Genomic DNA, 21,651 nt, shown 5'->3' with positions numbered 1-21,651 from the left:
CGATCCCATGTCGAGCTGCCGGCTAGCCGTGCTGTTGAGCGCCGGATGGCTCGCTTTTGCGGGTCCGATGGCGTTCGCGCAGACGCCGCCGGTCGTACAGGAAACGCCGCTCGACCCGAACGCGCCGCTGGCCGACCTGCCCGATATCGGCGTGGCATGGCCCGACCTCGCCACCGCGCCGACCGACCCGACGCTGACGACCGGGCCGCAGCGCGCCGAGGGCGGTTTCCGCTATAATTATCGCATCACCGGTATCGACGGCATCAATAACGACCTGTTCCGTCAGCGTTTCAACGAATTGTCGACGCTGCGCGCCAATGAAGGCGAACCGTCGAACGCCGCGCAGATCGATCGCCGCGCGCGCGAGGATGCACGGCTGCTGGACGAACTGCTCCGCAACGAAGGCTATTTCGACGCCCGCATCACCACCAGCGTCCGCCCCGAAGGTGACCGGCTGATCGTGTATCTGGAGGTCGAGCCGGGCCAGCTCTACCGCTTCGCTCAGGTCCGCACGCCGGGCATCGCGGCGGCGGGCGCGAAGGCACCCGCCCTCGGCGAAGCCTTCGGCCTGAAGCCCGAGGCGCCGGTGCAGGGCGACAGCGTGGTCGCCGCGCAGGACAAGCTGGAAACGATGATCGGACGGGAGGGCTTTCCCTTCGCCAAGGTGGGCGAGCCGGAGATCACCGTCGACCACGCTACCCGGACCGCGACGATCGAGGTCGATGTGCAGCCGGGCGGCGAGCGCCGTTTCGGCCGGATCGTCGCGCGGGCCAACCGCATCTTCGACGGCGATCATGCGCAGGACATCGCCCGGTTCAAACCCGGCGAAACCTATGATTCCGCGCTGGTCGATGATCTGCGTCGCGCGATCGTGCAGACCAGCCTGGTGTCGCAGGTGCGCCTGACCCCGGTCGAGGGGCAGGCGCCGGGCACGGTCGACCTCGACCTCGCGATGGAGCCGGCACCGCCGCGCACCATCGCCGGCGAAATTGGCTATGGCACCGGCGAAGGCGCCCGGGTCGAGGCAAGCTGGACCCATCGCAACCTGTTCCCGCCCGAAGGGGCACTGACGCTGCGCGGCGTGCTCGGCACGCTGGAACAGGTGGCGGCTGTCACCTTCCGCCGCAACAATTTCCATGGCCGCGACCGGGTGCTGACCGCGCAGATCGCCGCGACGCATCTGGTGCGCAATGCGTTCGAGGCGAATACCGTCTCGCTGTCGGCGGGGCTGGAGCGGCAGACCAACATCTTCTTTCAAAAGACGTGGACCTGGGCGCTGGGCGGCGAATTGGTCGCGACGGACGAACGCGACGTGATCGTCGCGACCGGCGAACCGCGCCGCCGCACCTATTTCATCGGCGCTTTGCCCAGCAGCCTGAACTATGACGGCTCCGACGACCTGCTGAACCCGACGCGCGGTTTCCGGCTGGGCGGGCGGATCAGCCCCGAATTGTCGCTGCGCGGCGACCTGTTCGGCTATACCCGTGCCCAGATCGATGCGAGCGTCTATCGCCCGGTGACCTCGCGGGTCGTACTGGCCGCGCGGACCCGGATCGGATCTATCCTGGGTGCGCCGCGCGATGCCGTTGCCCCTTCGCGGCGTTTCTATGCCGGCGGCGGCGCGTCGGTGCGCGGCTACGGGTTCCAGGATATCGGCCCGCGCGACCCGAACAACGATCCGATCGGCGGCCGCAGCCTCGCCGAATTCTCGCTGGAGGCACGGGTCAAGGCGTTCGGCAATTTCGGTGTCGTGCCGTTCCTCGACGCGGGCAACATCTATACCTCCACGCTCCCGCGCTTTTCGGGGATGCGCTACGGCGCGGGGGTCGGCGTGCGCTATTACAGCAATTTCGGGCCGATCCGCGTCGATGTCGGCACGCCGATCAACCCGCAGCGCGGCGACCCGCGCATCGCCGTCTATGTCTCGCTGGGGCAGGCATTTTGACCGACGAACCCGCCGCAGCGCCGCCGCCGGTCGTGGTGAAGCGCCGCATCGGCTGCGGCCGGCGGATCGCGCAGTTGCTGCTGGCGATCGTCGTCCTGATCGTCGGCGCGCTGGTGGTGATCGATACCGGGCCGGGCCATCGGCTGATCGCGAACCGCATCGCGACGATGAAGCCCGCCAACGGCCTGCGCTATCGTATCGGGCGCATCGACGGATCGATCTATACGCGGGCGCGGCTGATCGATGTCCGCATCTATGATTCCAAGGGGCTGATCCTGCGAGCGCCGCTGGCCGAACTTGACTGGCGGCCATGGGAATTCGTGTCGAACCGGCTGTCGATCAACAGCCTGACGATCCCGCGCGCGATCCTCGCCAAGCTGCCGCAGCCGACCCCGACCGGGCGCAAGAGTCCGATCCTGCCGAGCTTCGACATTCGCATCGGCCGGCTGAGCGTCGAGCGGCTGGAACTCGCGAAGGCTGTGACCGGGACCGCGCGCACGGGCAAGTTGTCGGGACAGGCGGATGTGCGGTCCGGCCGCGCGCTGGTCGATCTCGCGCTCGATATCGCGGCCAGCGACCGGCTGCGCCTTCGCCTCGATGCCGAACCCGATCGCGACCGCTTCGATATCGACCTGCGCGCGCGGGGCGCAGGCGACGGACTGCTCGCGACCGCCAGCGGCATCCGCCGGCCGCTGTCGGTCGAGGTGTCGGGCGATGGGCGCTGGTCGGCATGGGACGGGCGCGCGGTCGCGGATGCCGGAAGCGCGCGGATCGTCGACCTGACGCTGGGCGTGCGCGCCGGGCGCTACACGCTGGGCGGCACGCTCGCACCGTCGTCGTTGCTGCAGGGCAAGCTGCAGCGGCTGACCGCGCCGAACGTCCGCGTCACCGGCAGTGCGACCTTCGCCGACCGCCGCATCGATGGCGTGCTGGCACTGCGCAGTGCCGCACTCGCGATGGAGGCGGACGGCATCATCGACCTCGGCACCAGCGCGTTCCGCGACCTGCGCCTGCGCGCGCGGCTGCTGCGCCCGGAAGCGATGTTCCCGAACATGACCGGGCGCGACATCGAACTGCGTGCGATCCTCGACGGCGAATTCTCGACCGCGCGGTTCGATTACCGGTTGCGCGCGAACCGGCTGGCGTTCGACCAGACCGGGTTCGAACAGGTAGTCGCCGCCGGGCAGGGGCGTTTTTCGAAGGCGCCGGTCATCGTGCCCGTGCGGCTGGCGGCCGCGCGCGTTACCGGCGTTGGCGATGTCGCGGGCGGCATCCTGCGCAACCTATCGGTCACGGGCAAGCTGGCGGTCGATGCCCGGACCTTGGTCGGCAACGACCTGATCGTCCGCTCCGACAAGCTCAACGGGCGGATCATGCTGACGCTCGACCTCACCACCGGCCGCTACGAGGTCGGGATCAGCGGCGCGCTGCAACGCTATCTGATCGCGGGCCTGGGGCTGGTCGATGTGCAGACGCGGCTGACCGCCGTGCCGATTCCGGGCGGCGGCACGCGCATCGTCGGGCGAGGCATGGCGCAGGTCCGCCGGCTCGACAACGGCTTCTTCCGCTCGCTGACGCAAGGGTTGCCGCGCATCGAGACCGGGCTGGAGCGGGGCAGGGACGGCATCCTCTATCTGCGCGGGCTGCGGCTCACCTCGCCCGGCCTGACGCTTGTCGGCAACGGCTATCGCCGCCGCGACGGCACCTTCCATTTCGAAGGCAGCGGGCGACAGGCCACCTACGGCCCGGTCCAGCTGGTGCTCGACGGCAACATCTCCAAGCCGACCCTCGACCTCCGCTTCGCCTCGCCCAACGCGACGCTGGGCCTGAGCAACGTCGTCGCCCATCTCGATCCGACGGCGGAGGGCTTCGCCTATCGCGCCGAGGGCGGCTCGCGCCTCGGACCGTTCACTGCCAATGGCCGTATCCTGCTGCCGAGCGGCGGCACCGCCCGCATCGCGGTCGACGAACTGGAGGTCAGTGGCACCCGCGCGACCGGCGGCGTCGATATCGTCGAGGAGGGCTTTCTCGGGCGGCTGAACGTCGATGGCGGCGGTATCGCCGGCACGATCGACTTCGCCCCGCAGGGCAGCGACCAGCGGATCAATATCGCGCTGGACGCCACCCGTGCCCGTCTGGGCATTGCCGGATCGGTGCGCCGCGCGCGGCTGGAGGCCGGCATCGTGCTGGCCGACGGCGGCACCACGGTCGATGCGACGATGACCGCGCAGGGCTTCCGGCGCGGCAAGCTATCGATCGCGCGGCTGGCGGGCAGTGCCAGGCTGGTCGACGGCGTCGGCGAAATCCGCGCGGCCATCGCCGGGTCGCGCGGCCGGGCCTTCTCGATCCAGAGCGTGACGCAGGTCACGGCGGACGAATATCGCATCAGCGCGCAGGGCACGCTCGACCGCCGCCCACTGAAGCTCGAAACGCCGGCGGTCATCCGGCGTGAGGGCGATGGCTGGCGGCTCGCGCCCACGGAGTTCAGCTTTGCCGGCGGCACAGCGACGGTCGGCGGCGCGGTGGCGGCGGACACCACCGAACTCGCGCTCGACGTGACGCGGATGCCGCTCGCCGTGCTCGATATCGGCTATCCGGGGCTGGGGCTGAGCGGTAGCGCGTCGGGCAGGATCGCCTATGCGACGCGCGGCGATACCCCCAGCGGCCGGGTCGACCTGACGATCCGCGGCCTGAGCCGCTCCGGGCTGGTGCTGTCGTCGACCCCGATCGATGTCGGCATCGCGGCGGTGCTGGACGCCGATCGCGCGGGCGTGCGTGCGGTGATGGCGAGTGGGGGCAAGACCATCGGCCGGGCGCAGGCGCGGCTGGCGCCGCTGGGGCAGGGCGACCTCGCCACCCGGCTGAACAATGCGCCCCTCTTCGCGCAGCTGCGCTATGGCGGTCCTGCCGACACGCTGTGGCGGCTGACCGGCATCGAATTGTTCGACCTGTCCGGCCCGGTATCGGTCGGCGCGGATGTCACCGGCCGCCTCGCCGACCCGCGCATCCGTGGTGTCCTGCGCTCCAGCGGCGCGCGCATCGAAAGTGCGATCACTGGCAGCGTGCTGACCGGGGTCGAGGCGCAGGGGCGGTTCGACGGATCGCGGCTGGTGATCGATCGCTTTGCCGCCAGCGACGGGCGACAGGGGCGGGTGACCGGCACCGGCGCGTTCGAATTCGCCGCCGTGCGCGGCTTCGGCATCGACCTGTCGTTGAACGCCGACCGCGCGCGCCTCATCAACACCGATTCGATCGGCGCGACCGTCACCGGCCCGATCCGCGTGCGCAGCGACGGGGCAGGCGGTACGATTTCGGGCGAGGTGCGGATGGACGGCAGCCGCTATCGCCTCGGCCGCGCGACGGCCACCGCGCCGATCCCGCGTCTCAACATTCGCGAGATCAACCGCCCCGATGGCGATGACGAGGCGAGCGCGGCGGTCGTCCCGTGGAAGCTCGACCTGAAGGCACGCGCGCCCGGCGGTCTGATCGTCACCGGCCTCGGCCTCACCAGCGAATGGTCCGCCGACCTCGCGATCACCGGCGAGCCGACCAGCCCGATCATCAACGGCCGCGCCGATCTGATAAGGGGCGATTATGAATTCGCCGGACGCGAATTCCGGGTCGATCGCGGCGCGTTGCGCTTCAACGGCGAAAGCCCCGCCGACCCGGCACTCGATATCGTTGCCGCTGCCGATACGCAGGGGCTGAACGCCACCATCCGCGTCGCCGGCACCGCCACTCGACCGGAGATCAGCTTCCAGAGTGTGCCCGCGCTGCCCGAGGACGAATTGCTGTCGCGGTTGCTGTTCGGTACCTCGATCACCAACCTGTCCGCGCCCGAAGCGTTGCAGCTGGCGGCGGCAGTGGCGGCGCTGCAGAATGGGGAGGGCGGGCTGAACCCGATCAACGCGGTGCGCCGTGCCGCCGGCCTCGACCGGCTACGCATCCTGCCCGCCGATCCGCAGACGGGGCAGGGCACGTCGGTTGCCGCCGGCAAATATCTGACCCGGCGTTTCTATGCCGAGATCGTGACCGACGGACAGGGCTATAGCGCGACCCGGATCGAGTTTCAGGTGACCCGCTGGCTGTCGCTGCTCGCGTCGATTTCCACCATCGGCCGGCAAAGCACCAACGTCCGCATCTCGCGCGATTACTGACGCACGGGTCGAACCGGCTGCGCAACGATTGGGGCAGTGGTTCGTATAGGGTTCGAACCACCGGAGACGCCGATGCCCGCTGCCGCCCCCGCCACCGATGGCCGCCTTGCCCGTGTCGCGCTGCGCTTCACCGACTGGGCCGAACGCTGGTTTCCCGATGCCTTCGTGTTCGTGGCACTGGCGGTCGTGGTCGTCGCGGTCGCGGTGCTGGCAAATGGCGCGCCGGTCACGGCGGTGACGAAGAGCTTCGGCGATGGCTTCTGGACGCTGATCCCCTTCACCATGCAGATGGCCTTCGTCACCATCGGCGGTTACGTGGTCGCGACCTCCGCGCCGATGCAGCGGCTGATCGACCGGCTGGCGTTGATTCCCCAAAGCGGGCGCGGCGCGATCGGGCTGATCGCTATCGCGACGATGCTCTCCTCGCTCTTGAGCTGGGGATTGAGCCTGATCTTCGGTGGCCTGCTGACCCGCGCGCTGGCGCGCCGCACCGAACTCCGAATGGACTATCGCGCAGGCGGGGCTGCGGCGTATCTCGGCCTTGGCGCGACCTGGGCGATGGGGCTGTCATCCTCCTCGGCGCAGCTACAGGCGAACCCGGCCAGCCTGCCGCCCGGCCTGCTCCCGATCACCGGCGTCATCCCGTTCAGCCAGACGATCTTCCTGTGGCAATCGATGCTGATCGCAGCGATCCTGATCGTCGTGTCGACGGTGATCGCCATCGCATCGGCCCCCGGTAGCGACAGCGCGGTGACGGCGCAGGACATGGGCATCGATCCGGCGCGCGAGGACGACGCCGTGCCGCCCCGCACCCAGCCCGGCGAGTGGCTGGAACACGCCCCCCTGCTCACCGTCCTGATCGGTCTGCTGGCGGCGGGCTGGCTGGTGCAGGAATTTGCGCGGCAACCGTGGATGGTCGCGATCTCGAACCTCAACACCTACAACTTCCTGTTCCTGATGGCGGGGCTGGTGCTGCACTGGCGGCCAAAACGCTTCCTCAACGCGCTCGCCCGGTCGGTGCCGGCCACCGCCGGCATCCTGATCCAATACCCCTTCTATGCCGCGATCGCCGCGATGATGACCACCGCAAAGAGTGCCGACGGATCGACCTTGTCCGACGTCATCGCCCACGCCTTCGTATCGCTCAACACCACCGAAACCTTCCCGATCACGATGGGCGTCTATTCGGCGATCCTCGGCTTCTTCATTCCTTCGGGCGGCGGCAAATGGCTGCTGGAAGCCCCCTATGTGATGCAGGCGGCGAACGACCTGCAGGTGCATCTCGGCTGGGCGGTGCAGATCTACAATGCGTCCGAAGCGCTGCCGAACCTCATCAACCCGTTCTGGATGTTGCCGCTGCTCGGCATCCTCGGGTTGAAGGCGCGCGACATCGTCGGGTTCAGCTTCCTTCAGCTGATCGTCCACTTGCCGCTGGTGCTGTTCCTGCTCTGGGCGCTGGCCTTTACGCTGCCCTATATCCCGCCGGTCATGCCGTGACGCGGGCGCGAACCGGAATCGACGCGTTGTAGAGGCTGGCCCCGCGTTCGTCGCGCAGATCGAAGGACAACAGGTCGCCCGCGATCCGCACCATGCCGAACCCGGCGGCGGCGCGGCAGAAGCGGGTACCCTCGACCGCCTGCACCGGGCGCGCTTCCATCCCGCCGCCGCACTGGATCATGTCAATCCCGTCGCGGCGGATATGCTGCAGGTCATGATCGTGCCCGGCGATATAGGCCTGCACGCCGTGCCGGTTCAGGATCGGTAGCACCTGGGCGATGATCTCCGGCTGGTCGCCATGGCCGCTGCCGCCCGAACGGATCGGGTGGTGGCCGGTCACCAGCTTCCACTTGGCGCGCGACTGCGACAGCGCATGGTCGAGCCACGCCAGTTGCGGCTTTGTGTCCTGCGACCGGGTGTTGCTGCCGATCATCCCGTCGCTTTCGCGATAGCGCTCGACGAAGGGTGAGGTGTCGATCGCGAACAATTCGGTGTCCGCGCGCGCCAGCGAGGCATCGGCCACCTGATAATAGCGCGCGGGCATCCGCCAGCGCTTGCTGCGCGCGCTATAGTCGAGCTGCGCCTGCGGGTTGCCGCGATAGTCGTGATTGCCGAGCAGCGCATACCACGGCACCTGCAAGGCCGGGTGGGTATAGACCCCTTCGAACACCGACTGCCAGAGCGGGTCGTCGGTGGAGGTGACGCCGTCGCTGTAGAAATTGTCGCCGATCGCCAGCACGAAATCGCTGCGGGCCTCCGCTGCTGCCCGGCCCATCGCGGCGGCGACATGATGCTGTTCGGGCGTGTCCCGACCCCAGTCGCCCAGCACCGCGAAGGTGCAGCTCTTCGCGGCGCGTGCCTGTGCTGGAGCGACGGTCAGGCTGGCGGCACCGATGGCGAACCCGCCGAGCAGCGTACGGCGGTCGAGAAGGACGGTCATGGGCGGGAGATTCCTGCGGCGGGTGGTCGGGGTTGCTTCACCACGGGGATGTTACGGTTGTGTGGCGGAGGGCAGGCGGATCGCATCAGTCGCCTTCACAATTCGCACGTCACCCCAGCGAAGGCTGGGGTCTCCCGCGGTTGGCATGGTGCGCTCGTACCGGAAGATGCCAGCCTGCGCTGGCATGACGTTCGTGGGTAGCGGGGCAACGGCGCCCACCACATACAAAAAAGGCGCCGGGGCAGGTGCCCGACGCCTTTCTCTTGTCTCAGCGCGACGTGGCGAAGCCACGTCGTCGGTCCTCGCCGGGTCGGCGAAGCCGGCCGACAGCGCGGATGCGCCCGCTAGGCGCACCGGCGCGGTCGTCGCCGCGCCTTACGCGCTGTAGTACATGTCATATTCGACCGGGCTGGGGGTCATTTCCCACCGCGCCACTTCGCCGCGCTTGATCTCGACATAGGCCTCGATCTGGTCCTTCGAGAACACGTCGCCCTTCAGCAGGTAATCGTGATCCGCTTCGAGGCTGTCGAGCGCTTCACGCAGCGAACCGCAGACGGTCGGGACCTGCGCGAGTTCTGCCGGCGGCAGGTCGTACAGGTTCTTGTCCATCGCCTCGCCCGGATGAATCTTGTTCTGGATGCCGTCCAGACCCGCCATCATCAGCGCCGCATAGGCGAGATACGGATTGGCCATCGCGTCGGGGAAGCGGACTTCAACGCGCTTCGACTTCGGACCGGTGCCGTACGGGATGCGGCACGACGCCGAACGGTTGCGCGCCGAATAGGCGAGCAGCACCGGCGCTTCATAGCCCGGAACCAGACGCTTGTAGCTGTTGGTCGTCGGGTTGGTGAAGGCGTTGACCGACTTGGCGTGCTTGATGATGCCGCCGATGAAATACAGGCACATGTCCGACAGCCCGGCATAACCGTCGCCGGCGAACAGCGGGCTGCCGCCGTTCCAGATCGAAAAGTGCGTGTGCATCCCCGAGCCGTTATCTTCCTTGATCGGCTTGGGCATGAAGGTCGCGGTCTTGCCATAGGCATGGGCGACCTGGTGCACGACATACTTGTAGATCTGCATCCGGTCGGCGGTCGTGGTCAGCGTGCCGAAGGTCAGGCCCAGTTCGTGCTGCGCGGCGGCGACTTCGTGGTGATGCTTGTCGCAGGGCAGGCCCATTTCGAGCATCGTGGTGACCATTTCGCCACGAATGTCGACGGCGCTGTCGACCGGTGCGACGGGGAAGTAACCGCCCTTGGCGCGCGGGCGGTGCCCCATGTTGCCGGCTTCATATTCGCGGCCGGAATTGCCCGGCAGTTCGATGTCGTCGATCTTGTAATAGCTGGTCGAATAGCTGTTTTCGAACCGCACGTCGTCGAACATGAAGAATTCAGCTTCCGGCCCGACATAGACGGTGTCGCCGATACCGGTCGTCTTCAGATACGCCTCGGCGCGCTTCGCGGTCGAACGCGGGTCGCGGGCATAGAGTTCGCCGGTCGACGGCTCGACCACGTCGCAGAAGATGACCAGCATCGGGGTGGCCGAGAAAGGATCGGTATAGACCGCGTCCAGATCGGGCTTCAGCACCATGTCCGACTCGTTGATCGCCTTCCAGCCCTCGATCGACGAACCGTCGAACATCAGGCCGTCGGTCAGCTCGTCCTCGCCCAGGATCGACGCGACCATGGTCAGGTGCTGCCACTTGCCCTTGGGATCGGTGAAGCGAAGGTCGATCCACTCGATCTCTTGGTCCTTGATCCGCTTCAGGATGGTGCTGGCGGTAGTAGCCATCGGAAACTGCCCTTTCTGGATTAAACCCCACGCTCCGGCGCAATCAATCGCCCCGGAACGCCCCGTGATTCGAAATAATGCTGCGCTGCGTCAGATCGCGTCGTCGTTGCGCTCACCCGTGCGGATGCGCAAGGCGGTCTCGACCGGAATGACGAAAATCTTTCCATCGCCGATGCGCCCGGTCTGTGCGGCTTGCGCGATCGCCTCGACGACGCGCTCGGCCAGACCGTCCTCGACCACCACTTCCAGTTTCACCTTCGGCAGAAAGTCGACGACATATTCCGCGCCGCGATACAGTTCGGTATGGCCCTTCTGCCGGCCGAAGCCCTTGGCTTCGGTCACGGTGATCCCGCTGACGCCGACTTCGTGCAGCGCTTCCTTTACCTCATCCAGCTTGAACGGCTTGATGATGGCTTCGATCTTCTTCATGCGCCCTACCGATCCCCTCGGACGTGACGACCCGGACGGGCCGTTTGCATCCTGTTAAACAATTACCGTGCCAACCGGCGATTCGCCTGTGGCGGGATCATCGGGGATTAGGACGGGACTGTCGATATTGCCCACAGAAGGGGCAGGGTGCCGGTTTTTCGGGCAGTGTTATCCTCCCCGGCGCGGGGAGGAGCTCAGAGGTACGGTGGTTTGGTGAAGCCCTTGGGGCTCAGCGTGAAAATCTCGCATCCGTCCTCGGTGATGCCGATCGAATGCTCGAACTGCGCTGACAGCGACCGGTCGCGGGTCACCGCCGTCCAGCCATCGTCGAGCATCTTCACGTCGGGCCGCCCGATATTGATCATCGGTTCGATGGTGAAGAACATCCCCGGCCGCAGCTCCGGTCCGGTGCCCGGTCGCCCGGCATGGATCACCTCCGGCGCATCGTGGAACAGCTGGCCCAGGCCATGCCCGCAGAAGTCGCGGACCACGCCGTAGCGATGCGCCTCGGCATGGCGCTGGATCGCGTGCGCGACGTCGCCCATCCGGTTGCCGGGCTTCGCCTGTTCGATGCCGAGCATCAGGCATTCATAGGTCACGTCGACCAGCTTGCGCGCCTTGATCGGCACGTTGCCGACCAGATAGGTCCGGCTGCTGTCGCCATGCCAGCCATCCAGCAACGGGGTCACGTCGATATTGGCGATGTCGCCATCCTTCAGCGTCCGGTCCGACGGGATGCCATGACACACGACATGGTTGATCGAGATGCAGGTCGAATGGGCATAGCCGCGATAGCCGAGCGTCGCGGGCACCGCGCCCCCTTCGCGCATCAGGCGATAGATGATCGTGTCGAGTTCGGCGGTGGTCACGCCGGGCACGACGTGCGGGGTGATTTCGTCGAGGATATGCGCGGCAAGCCGGCCAGCGCGCCGCATCCCTTCGAAGCCGGCGGCATCGTGCAGCTTGATCGCGCCGGTCCGGGCGAGCGGCATATCGGCGGTGACGGTCTGATAGTCGGTCATGGTGCCCATATAGGCAAGGATCGGGCGCTAGGCGAGGGCGCACACCCGCGCTATGCGAGGGGCATGACCGACCGCATCTGGACCGCCGCCCTGCTCGTCATCGGGGATGAAATCCTCTCCGGCCGGACGCAGGACAAGAATGTCGCGCAACTCGCCACCTGGCTGAACGTGCAGGGCATCCGCCTGTCCGAGGTTCGCGTCGTCGCCGATCGTGAGGAAGCGATCGTCGAGGCGGTCAATATTCTGCGGACGCGCAACGACTATCTGTTCACGACCGGCGGCATCGGGCCGACGCATGACGATATCACCGTCGATTCGATCGCGGCGGCGCTGGGCGTTCCGGTCGTCGTCCACCCCCGCGCCCGGGCGATCCTCGAGGAATATTACACGACGCGCGGCGGGCTGACCGACGCGCGGCTGCGTATGGCGCGAGTGCCGGAGGGGGGCGAGCTGATCGAGAACCGCATGTCCGGTGCGCCGGGCATCCATATCGGGAACATCTTCGTCATGGCCGGGGTGCCGCACATCGCGGCGGCGATGCTCGACAGCCTGACCGGCACGCTGGAAGGTGGCCTGCCGGTCGTGTCCGGCACGCTCGGCTGCTGGGTGGGTGAGAGCGAGGTGGCGGGGATGCTGCGCGAGGTGGAACGCGCGCATGACGGGGTGGCGATCGGCAGCTATCCGTTCTTTCGCGAAGGCCGCACCGGCGCGAACTTCGTCGTCCGGGCGACCGATCCGGCGCTGGTCGAAACCTGCCTTGCCGACCTCGCCGAGCGGCTGCGTGCCACGGGGCGCGACGTGGTGGCCGACGGAATCTGACGCACCGCTTGCGGGGGCGGGGTCGGCTTGATAAGTCGGACAAATAATCGTCAGGAGAGAATGACGTTGGCTTCCCCCACCCGCATTGCCTTGGCCGGCATCGGCAAGATCGCGCGCGACCAGCATATCCCGCAAATCGCCGCCAGCCCCGACTTCGAACTCGTCGCCGCCGTCACCGGCCATAGCCCGCCCGAGGGCGTGCCGGGGTTCAGGACGATCGCCGAGATGATGGCGGCGATGCCCGACGTACAGGCCATCTCCATCTGCACGCCGCCGCGCGGGCGGCTGTCGCTGATCCAGCAGGCGCTGGACCATGGCCTCGACATCATGATCGAAAAGCCGCCGGCGGCGACCCTGTCGGAGGCGCAGGCCTTTGCCCGCGCCGCCGAACGCGCCCGCCGCGTGCTGTTCGCGACATGGCATTCGCGGGAGGCTGCGGCGGTCGAGCCGGCGCGGCAATGGCTGAACCAGCGCGATATCCGCCGCGTGACGGTCAACTGGAAGGAAGACGTGCGCGTCTGGCATCCCGGGCAGGCATGGATCTGGGAGCCGGGTATCGGCGTGTTCGATCCCGGCATCAACGCGCTGTCGGTCATCACCCGCATCCTGCCCCGCCCGCTGCTGCTCGACGCGGCCGAGCTGCGCTTCCCGTCGAACCGCGACGCGCCGATCGCCGCCGACCTCGACTTCACCGACACGGCGGGCGTGCCGGTCCGCGTCGAATTCGACTTCGACCAGACCGGGCCGCAGACCTGGGACATCGACGTCGAGACCGATGACGGTCATCTGACGCTGTCGATGGGCGCGTCGCAGATGGCGGTGGACGGTGTCGCGGTCGATGTCGGCGACGAACCCGAATATGCCCGGCTCTATCGCCGTTTCGCCGAATGCCTGCGCGATCGGCAGAGCGATGTCGACCTGTCGCCCTTCGTCCATGTCAACGACGCCTTCCTGCTCGGCCGGCGGGTGACGGTGGGCGAATTCAGCGAGTAGGGTTCCAACCGTACGAGCACGTCACCCCAGCGAAGGCTGGGGTATCCCGCGGCGAGGCGCGCGCTGCATTATCGAGAGACCCCAGCCTGCGCTGGGGTGACGGATGAGGCTAGGGCGCCATCGCCGCCGCAATCGCATCCCGCGCCCGGTTTGCGACCGCCTTGCGCCCCATGCCCGCCGGATCGAACGGTTCGAGGAAATGGATCGTCAGCCCGATTCGGCCCGGCCGCGCCAGCACGCAGGCGGCATTGGTCGTGCCCGGTTCGTCGCCCAGCCACGCGACCTCATGCGCATCGCCATAGTCGCAATAGACCGGCTGCACCCGCAATCCCGGCGGCGGCGGGTCGATCGCGCCCAGCAGCGCCGCCTTGAACGGCAGCAATTCGCCCGGCGCGGCGGTGGTCCCTTCGGGAAACACCGTTACCGGATGATCGGCCAGCAACGCCTGCCGCAGCGTATCGATCTGTCGCGCGACACCCAGCCGGTCACCGCGATCGACGAACAATGTGTGGTTCAGCGTGCACAGCCACCCGACCAGCGGCGCGTCACGCAGTTCGCCCTTGGCGACGAATGCGCTCCCGCTCACCCCGGCGATGGCGAGGATATCGATCCAGCTCTGATGATTGGCGAGGTACAGGACGTCACGCGGAACGGGCGATCCGACGACGGTGGTCCGTACCCCGACGATCGCCGCGATGCGCCCCAGAAAGCGCGGCGGCCAGGGCGAGCGCCGCCCGAACAACCGCCAGCTGCCATGCAGGATCAGATAGACGAGCAGCGCCGCCAGCATCCCGCCCGCCCGCGCGATCAACCGCAGTCGCGCGGGCAGCGTCATTTCGCTCAGTCCTTGCGGTCGAGGCTGACGCCGTACAGTTCCATGCGGTGGTCGACCAGGCGGAAGCCGAGCCGCTCGGCGATCTGCTTCTGCAGCAATTCCAGCTCGGGATCGACGAACTCGATCACCCGGCCGCTTTCGACGTCGATCAGGTGATCGTGATGCGCTTCGGGCGAGGGTTCGTAGCGCGCCCGGCCATCGCCGAAATCGTGGCGGTCGAGGATACCCGCCTCTTCGAACAGCCGCACGGTGCGATAGACCGTCGCGATCGAGATGCCCGGATCGATCGCCGATGCGCGCTCATACACCTTTTCGACGTCGGGGTGGTCGTCTGCTTCGGACAGGACGCGTGCGATGACGCGGCGCTGTTCGGTGATCCGCAGCCCCTTTTGGTGACACAGCGCTTCGAGGTCGATCTTGCGGGGCATGAATTCCTGTACGTCCAGACGGGTAGGTTGCGCGCCGTTCTAGCGTGCCGGGCGCGCCAGCGAAAGCCGCTAAACGCGCGCCGGCCGGATCAGCTCGTACGCCGCTGCGTACCCAGGCCGATCTGCTTGGCCAGCGTCCGGCGCTGTTCGGCATAGTTGGGCGCGACCATCGGGTAATCGGCCGGCAGGTTCCACTTGGCGCGATATTGCTCGGGCGTCAGCTTGTAATGCGTCATCAGATGCCGCTTCAGCATCTTCAGTTTCCGCCCATCCTCCAGGCAGACGATATAGTCGGGCTTGATAGATGACCGTACCGGCACCGCCGGTTCGGCGCGCTGCACCGGCGCTTCGATCGTGGTGCCGAGTCCGGCCAGCGCGCCATGCACGCTGCGGATCAGGGTCGGGATTTGCGCGATGTCGATCGTGTTGTTGCCGACATGTGCCGCGACAATATCCGCAGTCAAGGCGATCAGCGTGTCGTCACGCTCCGCATCCAGTTCCATATCATTCCTCGTTACGCAGCCGCTACGTATGGCCATCGCCGCTATCGGCCCGCGGCGCGGTGATCGCAACAATATAAGCAACGTTTTTCGTTATTCGGCGGATATCTGCCGGACATAGGTGTGCGCGTCGAAGCGTTCACCGCCACGTCCCGCATAATAGCTGCGCCGTTCGCCGCACTTGGCAAAACCTTCGCTGACATAGAGTCGCGTGGCGTCATTGCCTGCCCGCATTTCGAGGCACAGTCGCACCGCGCCGCGCGTCGCGGCATCCCTGATCGCGCGTTGCAGTAACGCCCGTCCGACGCCGCGCCCGCGCGCCTGCGGCACGACCGCGATCAGCAACAGCTCGGCATCGTCCGCGACCGCGCGGGTCAGGGCAAAGCCGACCAGTACATCGTCGGTGCGTGCCAGCGTCAGCCATACGCCGGGCAAGGACAGCATCCCCAGGCACTGGGCCGGGGTCCATGCTTCGCCGAAGCGCGGATCGAACGCCGCCTGCATCACCTGGTCTACGGCACCGACATCGGCGGCGGTCCCGTCGGCGAGGACGATGTCGACGCGGGTATCGCTCATCCGCGCACGCTCGGCACCGCATCGGGCGCGCGACCATAGAGCGGGGCGGGGGGCAGGGTGGCCTGCGCCATCGGCAGCAGTACCGCATCGGCGGCATCGGGCAGCCGGTCACATGCGGGCAGGCCGTCGTCCACCGTGCGCAGCCGCGCCAGCCCCTGGCCCACCACCCGCCGTCCGTCCAGTGCCGCCACGGCGTCGGCCGGCTTGCGCGACACCGCCGGGCCGTCGGCGATCAGCGCGCCGTCGAACCCCTGTTGAAACACCTCGCCATGGCCGCCGTCCAGCACCGCCACGACCGCGTCGCCCGGTTGCTCGGCCAGTGCGGCGGCGGCGATCAGCGCCAGCGAGGAATAGCCGGAAACCGGCACGCCCCAGCCGATACCCAACCCCCGTGCCGCCGCCAGCCCGACGCGCACGCCGGTAAAGCTGCCGGGGCCGCAATCGACCAGGATCGCGTCCGCCCGGCCTTCATCGGGCAGCGCGGCGATCATCGGCACCAGTCGCTCGGCATGGCCACGCCCGACCACGACATGGTCGCGCGCGATCACCGCGCCATCCTCGATCAATGCGACCGAGCAGGCGGCGGTGGCGGTTTCGATGACCAGCGTCCGCACGGGCGCGTCAGGCGATCCGGTTGAACTTGGCGAAGTCGGGCCGGGGCGACCGCGGGTGCAGGCTCGACGGATCGCCATAGCCGAGCGTCGTGATGAAATTGGCATGGACCGCCGGCGTGTCGGCAAAGAACGCCTTGTCCACCGCGCCGGCATCGAAGCCGGACATCGGCCCAGTGTCGAGCCCAAGCGCGCGGGCGGCGAGGATCAGATAGGCCCCCTGAAGCGACGAATTGCGGAAGGCGGACGCCTGACGCAGTTCGGCATTGCCGTCGAACCACGACTTGGCGTCGGTATGGGGAAACAGCTCGGGCAGATGCTCGTGAAACTCGGTATCCATGCCGATGATCGCGGTCACCGGTGCGGCACGGATCTTGTCGGGATTGGTGCCGCTGGCACACGCCGCCAGCTTGTCCTTCGCCTCCTGCGACGTACACCACACGATCCGCGCGGGCAGCTGGTTGGCGCTGGTCGGACCCCATTTCACCAGGTCCCAGATCGCGTGCAGCGTCGCTTCGTCGACCGGCTGGTCGGTATAGCCGTTATAGGTGCGCGCGCTGCGGAACAGCGTGTCGAGCGCGGTATCGTCGAGCTTGGCCATCAGACTGCACGAACCTCCGTGACTTCGGGGACATAATATTTCAGCAGCTGCTCGATCCCGTTCTTCAGCGTCGCACTGGACGACGGACAGCCCGAACAGGCACCCTGCAGCTGCAGGTACACTTTGCCCTGATCGAACCCGCGATAGACGATGTCGCCGCCGTCATTCGCCACCGCCGGGCGCACGCGCGTCTCGATCAGTTCCTTGATCTGTTCGACGATGTCGGCATCCTCGGGATTGTCGGTCAAAGCGGCGTCTTCCGCCGGGACCGAGAAGCCGGCGGTGCCGGTCGCGTGGAACAACGGCATCCGCCCGCCGAAATGGTCGAGCAGGAGCGCCAGTACGTCGGGCTTCAGGTCGGCCCATTCGCTGCCCGGCGCCTTCGTCACCGACACGAAATCGCGGCCGAAGAAGACGCCGACCACGTCGCCCAGCGCGAACAGCTGCGTGGCGAGCGGCGAGGCCTCCGCTTCCTCGGGGGACGCGAAGTCGCGGGTGCCAGCGTCCATCACGACCTGCCCGGGCAGGAATTTCAGGGTCGCCGGGTTGGGCGTGGATTCGGTTTCGATCAACATGCCGCCCATGTGGCGGCACCGTAACGGGGGATCAAGGGCGTTCGGGGAAACCCACTGTTCGCGGACGCGCCGGGCGCGTTGCCTCTGCCGCATCGTTACGATACCAGCGTAACGATCCAGCAAGAGGGGCCATCACCGGTGATCGAGACGCATCTGGCGAAATTGCGCGCGCGCGACACGATTTCGCCGGAGGAGGAAGCGGTCATCCGGGCGTCGCTGGGCGAGGTACGCGTCCTGCCCGCGCACGACACCTGCATCCGGGCCGGGGAACGACTGACTTCCAGCACGCTGCTGCTCGAAGGATTGATGTGCCGGTACAAGGATCTGCCGGGCGGCGAGCGGCAGATCACCGAACTGCACGTCGCGGGCGATTTCCTCGACCTGCACAGTTTTTCGCTCAAGCAGCTCGACCATAATGTCATGACGCTGACCCCGTGCCGTGTCGTGCTGGTGCCGCATGCGAAGCTGACCGAGATCACCGAGACCCAGCCGCATCTGGCACGGGTCTACTGGTTCCTGACCGCGCTCGACGCCGCGATCCACCGGGAATGGGAATTGTCGCTCGGCCGGCGGACCGCGATCCAACGCATCGCGCACCTGATCTGCGAACTGCGTGTCCGCCTCGGCCTGATCGGACAGGCCGACGATGCCGGTTACGCGCTGCCGCTGACGCAGGCCGACCTGTCCGACTGCACCGGCCTCACGCCCGTCCATGTCAACCGCACGCTTCGCGACCTGCGCGAACGCGGACTGATGGACTTTCGCGGGCGTCGGGTGACGATCCACGACCTGAACGGCCTGATGGCACTGGCCGAGTTCGACGATGCCTATCTGTATCTGCGGCGGGAGGAACGTTGAGGTAAAGCTGAGCCGGGGCTGAACGAACCGGCCGGATCAGCTTTATATTTGCCGTGCGCTGTCGATACTGGTCGGGGCGTTGCAACGACGCTACACCTTCCGCCATGGCATCTTCGTTCCGTTTGGCCACGGGCGCGTTCACGACCCTGGCCCTGATCGCCGCGCCGCTTGCCGCGCAGACCCCGCCCGCATCGCCCGCGCCCGCATTGCCGGCACCCGCGCGTCAGCTTCCGCCGCTGCAACCTGTCGCACAGGGGCCGGATACGCCGTGGCTGTTCAAGGGCAGCGACATTCCCCCCGACCGGACATGGACGTACGGCGTCCTGTCCAACGGGCTGAAATATGCGGTCCGCAAGAACGGCGTGCCGCCGGGGCAGGTCGCGATCCGCGTCGCGATCGGCACCGGTTCGTTGATGGAAACCGACAGCGAACGCGGCTTCGCCCATCTGATCGAACATCTGACCTTCCGCGGATCGGTCCACGTCCCCGATGGCGAATCGAAGCGGGTGTGGCAGCGCCTGGGCGTCACCTTCGGCTCCGACAGCAACGCATCGACCAGCTTTACCCAGACGGTCTACAAGCTCGACCTGCCGTCGGCGACGCCGACCGGCCTCGACGAAAGCATGAAGATCCTGTCGGGCATGATGGCCGAACCGACCCTGACCCAAGCGGCGCTGGACGCCGAACGCCCGGTCGTCCTGTCCGAACAGCGTGAACAGCCCGGCCCCCAGGTCCGCTTCGGCGATGCGGTGCGCGCGCTGTTCTTCGCCGGACAGCCGCTCGCCGACCGCTCGCCGATCGGCAATGTCGAAACGTTGCAGGCCGCGACCGCCGCCAGCGTGAAGGCGTTCCACGACCGCTGGTATCGCCCCGACCGCGCGATCATCGTCATCGCGGGCGACGCCGATCCCGCCATCCTCGAAGCGATGGTGAAGAAGCATTTCGCCGGTTGGCAGGGCACCGGCCCGTCGCCTGCCGAACCGAAATTCGGCGCTCCGAAAGCGAACGAACCGGTCGCCGCCCCCGTCAGCGAACCGACCATGCCGACGCTGGTGCAGATGGCGGTGCTGCGGCCGTGGACCGTCGGCGATGACACCATCCTGTTCAACCAGGAACGCATGATCGACCAGATCGCGCTGCGCATCCTGAACCGCCGGCTGGAAAGCCGCGCGCGGGCCGGGGGCAGCTATATCTCGGCCGGGGCCAATCTCGACGACGTGTCACGCTCCGCGAACATCACCCAGCTGTCGATCCTGCCGCTGGGCGACGACTGGGCGGCGGCGCTGCGCGACGTGCGCCAGTCGATCGCCGACGCGATGCGCACCGCGCCGACCCAGGCGGAGATCGACCGCGAGGTCGCCGAAATCCGCGCCGGCATGGAAAACGAAGTCCGCACCGCGCCGGTGACGGCGGGCGCGCTGCTCGCCGACAACCTCATCGCCGCGACCGATATCCGCGAGACGGTCGCGGGGCCGGAGACGTCGCTGCGCATCTTCGAAGGGGCGGTGACGAAGAAGTTCTTCACGCCCGCCCGCGTCCAGGCGGCGACGAAGAAGGTGTTCGAGGGCACCGCAACCCGCGCCATCGTCAACACCCGCACCCCCGATCCGACCGCCCAGGCGAAGCTGACCGCTGCGCTATCGGAAAAGATCGCAGGGAGCGCCACCCGGCGCAGCGGGCAAGGGGCGATCGGCTTCGACCGGCTGGCCCCGCTCGGCAAGCCCGGCGCGATCACCGGCCGCAGCATGGCGCTGAGCGATCCGCCGGTCGAGCGCGTCGACTTCGCCAATGGGTCGTCGCTGCTGCTGTTCCCGAATGAATCGGAAACCGGCAAGGTCTATGTCCGCGTCCGCTTCGGCCGGGGGCTGAACGCGCTCCCCGCCGACCGGCGCACGCCGGCCTTCGCCGCCGACCTCGCGCTGGTCGCCTCGGGCATCCAGACGCCGAAGGGCGTGCTGGGGCAGGAGGAGCTGGACCGGCTGACCGGCGGGCGGCAGATCGGGCTGTCCTTCGGCATCGACGACGACGCCTTCAGCCTGTCGGGCATCACCACCGCCGCCGACCTGACCGACCAGCTGAAGCTTATCGCGGCCAAGCTGCAATCGCCGGCATGGGACCCCGCGCCGGTCGCGCGTGCCCGTGCGGTGATGCTTGCCAGCTATGACGCGCTGGGCGCCTCGCCCGACGGCGTGATGGCGCGTGATCTCGACGCGCTGCTCCACGACAACGACCCGCGCTGGGGCACGCCCGACCGCAAGGAGATCGAGGCGCTGACCCCGGCGGCGTTCAAGGCGTTGTGGGCACCGCTGCTCGCTTCCGGTCCGATCGAGGTGCAGGTGTTCGGCGACGTGCAGCAGCAGCCGGCGATCGACGCGGTCGCCGCGACCATCGGCGCGATGGCTCCGCGTCCGGCTGCCACGACTCCGCCGCCGCCGGTCCGCTTCCCGGCGCATGTCGCGACGCCCGTCACCCGCACCCATGGCGGCCAGCCCAACCAGGCCGCCGCCGCCATCGCCTGGCCGACCGGTGCGGGCAGCGCCGGTCTGACCGAAAGCCGCAAGCTGGAGGTGCTGGCCGCCGTGTTCCGCGACCGGCTGCTCGATCGGCTGCGCAGCCAGGCGGGCGTCAGCTATTCGCCGAACGTCGACAATGGCTGGCCGGTCGGCCTGCCCGGCGGCGGACGGATCATGGCGATCGGGATGGTGCCGCCGGACAAGACCGGCTTCTTCTTCGACCTCGCGCGCGAACTGGCCGCCGATCTGGTCAAGACGCCGGTGCCCGAGGACGAACTCGACCGCGCCAAGCTGCCGGTGATCCAGATGGTCGCGCGCATGTCGAGCGGCAACATGTTCTGGATGAACCAGACGCAGGGCGGCACGCGCGATCCCGCGCGGCTGGCGGCGATCCCCGGCATCATCAACGACATCCGCGCAACGACCCCGGCGGAACTACAGGCACTTGCCGCGAAATATCTGGTCCCCGCCAAGGACTGGTCGATGCAGGTGTTGCCGGAGAAGAAGTAAGACCCCTCCCCGGCACGGAGCGTTGGGTCGGATCGTCCCCCGGACGATCCTTGA

18 protein-coding genes are annotated in these 21,651 nt (G+C 67.7%); 7 read left to right on the top strand and 11 right to left on the bottom strand.

Translation table 11 applies throughout. The annotated features are described in order from the left end of the window. Positions 1–7: 7 nt before the first annotated feature. From MF609_RS14490 to MF609_RS14480, 3 genes are all read left to right on the top strand, one after another. Positions 8–1,945: an autotransporter assembly complex protein TamA gene (locus MF609_RS14490; protein ID WP_419723103.1), complete on the top strand. Its 1,938-nt coding sequence runs from the start codon at positions 8–10 to the stop codon at positions 1,943–1,945. Beyond that, positions 1,942–6,102, top strand: a complete 4,161-nt coding sequence (locus MF609_RS14485) for a translocation/assembly module TamB domain-containing protein (RefSeq protein ID WP_242416997.1) — start codon at positions 1,942–1,944, stop codon at positions 6,100–6,102. The genes MF609_RS14490 and MF609_RS14485 overlap by 4 nt, the downstream gene beginning before the upstream one ends. 72 nt (positions 6,103–6,174) lie before the next feature. After that, on the top strand, positions 6,175–7,599 hold the full coding sequence (locus MF609_RS14480; RefSeq protein ID WP_242416996.1) for a short-chain fatty acid transporter: 1,425 nt from the start codon (positions 6,175–6,177) through the stop codon (positions 7,597–7,599). Here the strand turns inward: MF609_RS14480 and MF609_RS14475 are convergent. The 4 genes from MF609_RS14475 to map form a co-directional block, all read right to left on the bottom strand. After that, positions 7,589–8,539 carry a metallophosphoesterase gene (locus tag MF609_RS14475; protein WP_242416995.1) on the bottom strand — a complete coding sequence of 317 codons (951 nt, stop codon included), beginning with the start codon at positions 8,537–8,539 and terminating at the stop codon, positions 7,589–7,591. The two genes, MF609_RS14480 and MF609_RS14475, sit on opposite strands and share 11 nt — an antisense overlap. A 375-nt stretch (positions 8,540–8,914) precedes the next feature. Beyond that, a complete protein-coding gene (gene glnA / locus MF609_RS14470; protein ID WP_242416994.1) occupies positions 8,915–10,327 on the bottom strand; it encodes a type I glutamate--ammonia ligase in 1,413 nt (470 codons plus the stop codon). Between the two features lie 90 nt (positions 10,328–10,417). Continuing rightward, positions 10,418–10,756: a P-II family nitrogen regulator gene (locus tag MF609_RS14465; protein ID WP_242416993.1), complete on the bottom strand. Its 339-nt coding sequence runs from the start codon at positions 10,754–10,756 to the stop codon at positions 10,418–10,420. A 194-nt stretch (positions 10,757–10,950) separates the two neighbouring features. Beyond that, positions 10,951–11,778 (bottom strand): type I methionyl aminopeptidase, encoded by an 828-nt coding sequence (gene map, locus MF609_RS14460; protein ID WP_242416992.1) that lies wholly within the window; start codon positions 11,776–11,778, stop codon positions 10,951–10,953. Positions 11,779–11,841: 63 nt separating this feature from the next. On the opposite strand from map, the gene MF609_RS14455 reads away from it, so the two are divergent. Further along, a complete protein-coding gene (locus tag MF609_RS14455) occupies positions 11,842–12,597 on the top strand; it encodes a competence/damage-inducible protein A (RefSeq protein WP_242416991.1) in 756 nt (251 codons plus the stop codon). Positions 12,598–12,657: 60 nt separating this feature from the next. Beyond that, on the top strand, positions 12,658–13,590 hold the full coding sequence (locus MF609_RS14450; protein ID WP_242416990.1) for a Gfo/Idh/MocA family protein: 933 nt from the start codon (positions 12,658–12,660) through the stop codon (positions 13,588–13,590). Between the two features lie 109 nt (positions 13,591–13,699). Here the strand turns inward: MF609_RS14450 and MF609_RS14445 are convergent, their stop codons facing one another. The 7 genes from MF609_RS14445 to MF609_RS14415 all read right to left on the bottom strand — a co-directional run bounded on the left by MF609_RS14445 (position 13,700) and on the right by MF609_RS14415 (position 17,716). Continuing rightward, entirely contained in the window at positions 13,700–14,425 is a 726-nt protein-coding gene (locus tag MF609_RS14445) for a lysophospholipid acyltransferase family protein (protein WP_242416989.1), read from the bottom strand. Positions 14,426–14,430: 5 nt separating this feature from the next. Continuing rightward, complete coding sequence (locus tag MF609_RS14440) at positions 14,431–14,853, bottom strand: Fur family transcriptional regulator (protein ID WP_066689351.1); 423 nt, start codon at positions 14,851–14,853, stop codon at positions 14,431–14,433. Positions 14,854–14,942: 89 nt separating this feature from the next. Then, a complete protein-coding gene (locus MF609_RS14435) occupies positions 14,943–15,356 on the bottom strand; it encodes a Ros/MucR family transcriptional regulator (protein ID WP_242416988.1) in 414 nt (137 codons plus the stop codon). A gap of 90 nt (positions 15,357–15,446) precedes the next feature. Continuing rightward, positions 15,447–15,929: a GNAT family N-acetyltransferase gene (locus MF609_RS14430; RefSeq protein ID WP_242416987.1), complete on the bottom strand. Its 483-nt coding sequence runs from the start codon at positions 15,927–15,929 to the stop codon at positions 15,447–15,449. Then, positions 15,926–16,543: a tRNA (adenosine(37)-N6)-threonylcarbamoyltransferase complex dimerization subunit type 1 TsaB gene (gene tsaB / locus MF609_RS14425; RefSeq protein WP_242416986.1), complete on the bottom strand. Its 618-nt coding sequence runs from the start codon at positions 16,541–16,543 to the stop codon at positions 15,926–15,928. Before tsaB ends, MF609_RS14430 begins: the two co-directional genes overlap by 4 nt. Positions 16,544–16,550: 7 nt before the next feature. After that, positions 16,551–17,141, bottom strand: a complete 591-nt coding sequence (locus MF609_RS14420) for a malonic semialdehyde reductase (RefSeq protein ID WP_419723104.1) — start codon at positions 17,139–17,141, stop codon at positions 16,551–16,553. Then, positions 17,141–17,716, bottom strand: a complete 576-nt coding sequence (locus tag MF609_RS14415; protein WP_242416985.1) for a NifU family protein — start codon at positions 17,714–17,716, stop codon at positions 17,141–17,143. The genes MF609_RS14420 and MF609_RS14415 overlap by 1 nt, the downstream gene beginning before the upstream one ends. A gap of 138 nt (positions 17,717–17,854) precedes the next feature. On the opposite strand from MF609_RS14415, the gene MF609_RS14410 reads away from it, so the two are divergent. Both MF609_RS14410 and MF609_RS14405 read left to right on the top strand, forming a co-directional pair. Then, complete coding sequence (locus tag MF609_RS14410; RefSeq protein WP_242416984.1) at positions 17,855–18,574, top strand: Crp/Fnr family transcriptional regulator; 720 nt, start codon at positions 17,855–17,857, stop codon at positions 18,572–18,574. 104 nt (positions 18,575–18,678) lie between these two features. Then, complete coding sequence (locus MF609_RS14405) at positions 18,679–21,597, top strand: M16 family metallopeptidase (protein WP_242416983.1); 2,919 nt, start codon at positions 18,679–18,681, stop codon at positions 21,595–21,597. Positions 21,598–21,651: the final 54 nt, after the last annotated feature.

This window comes from Sphingomonas panni (assembly GCF_022664435.1).
GTDB lineage: Bacteria > Pseudomonadota > Alphaproteobacteria > Sphingomonadales > Sphingomonadaceae > Sphingomonas > Sphingomonas panni.
Note: the sequence above shows the minus strand (reverse complement) of the source record. Positions and strands in the feature narration are given on the sequence as shown.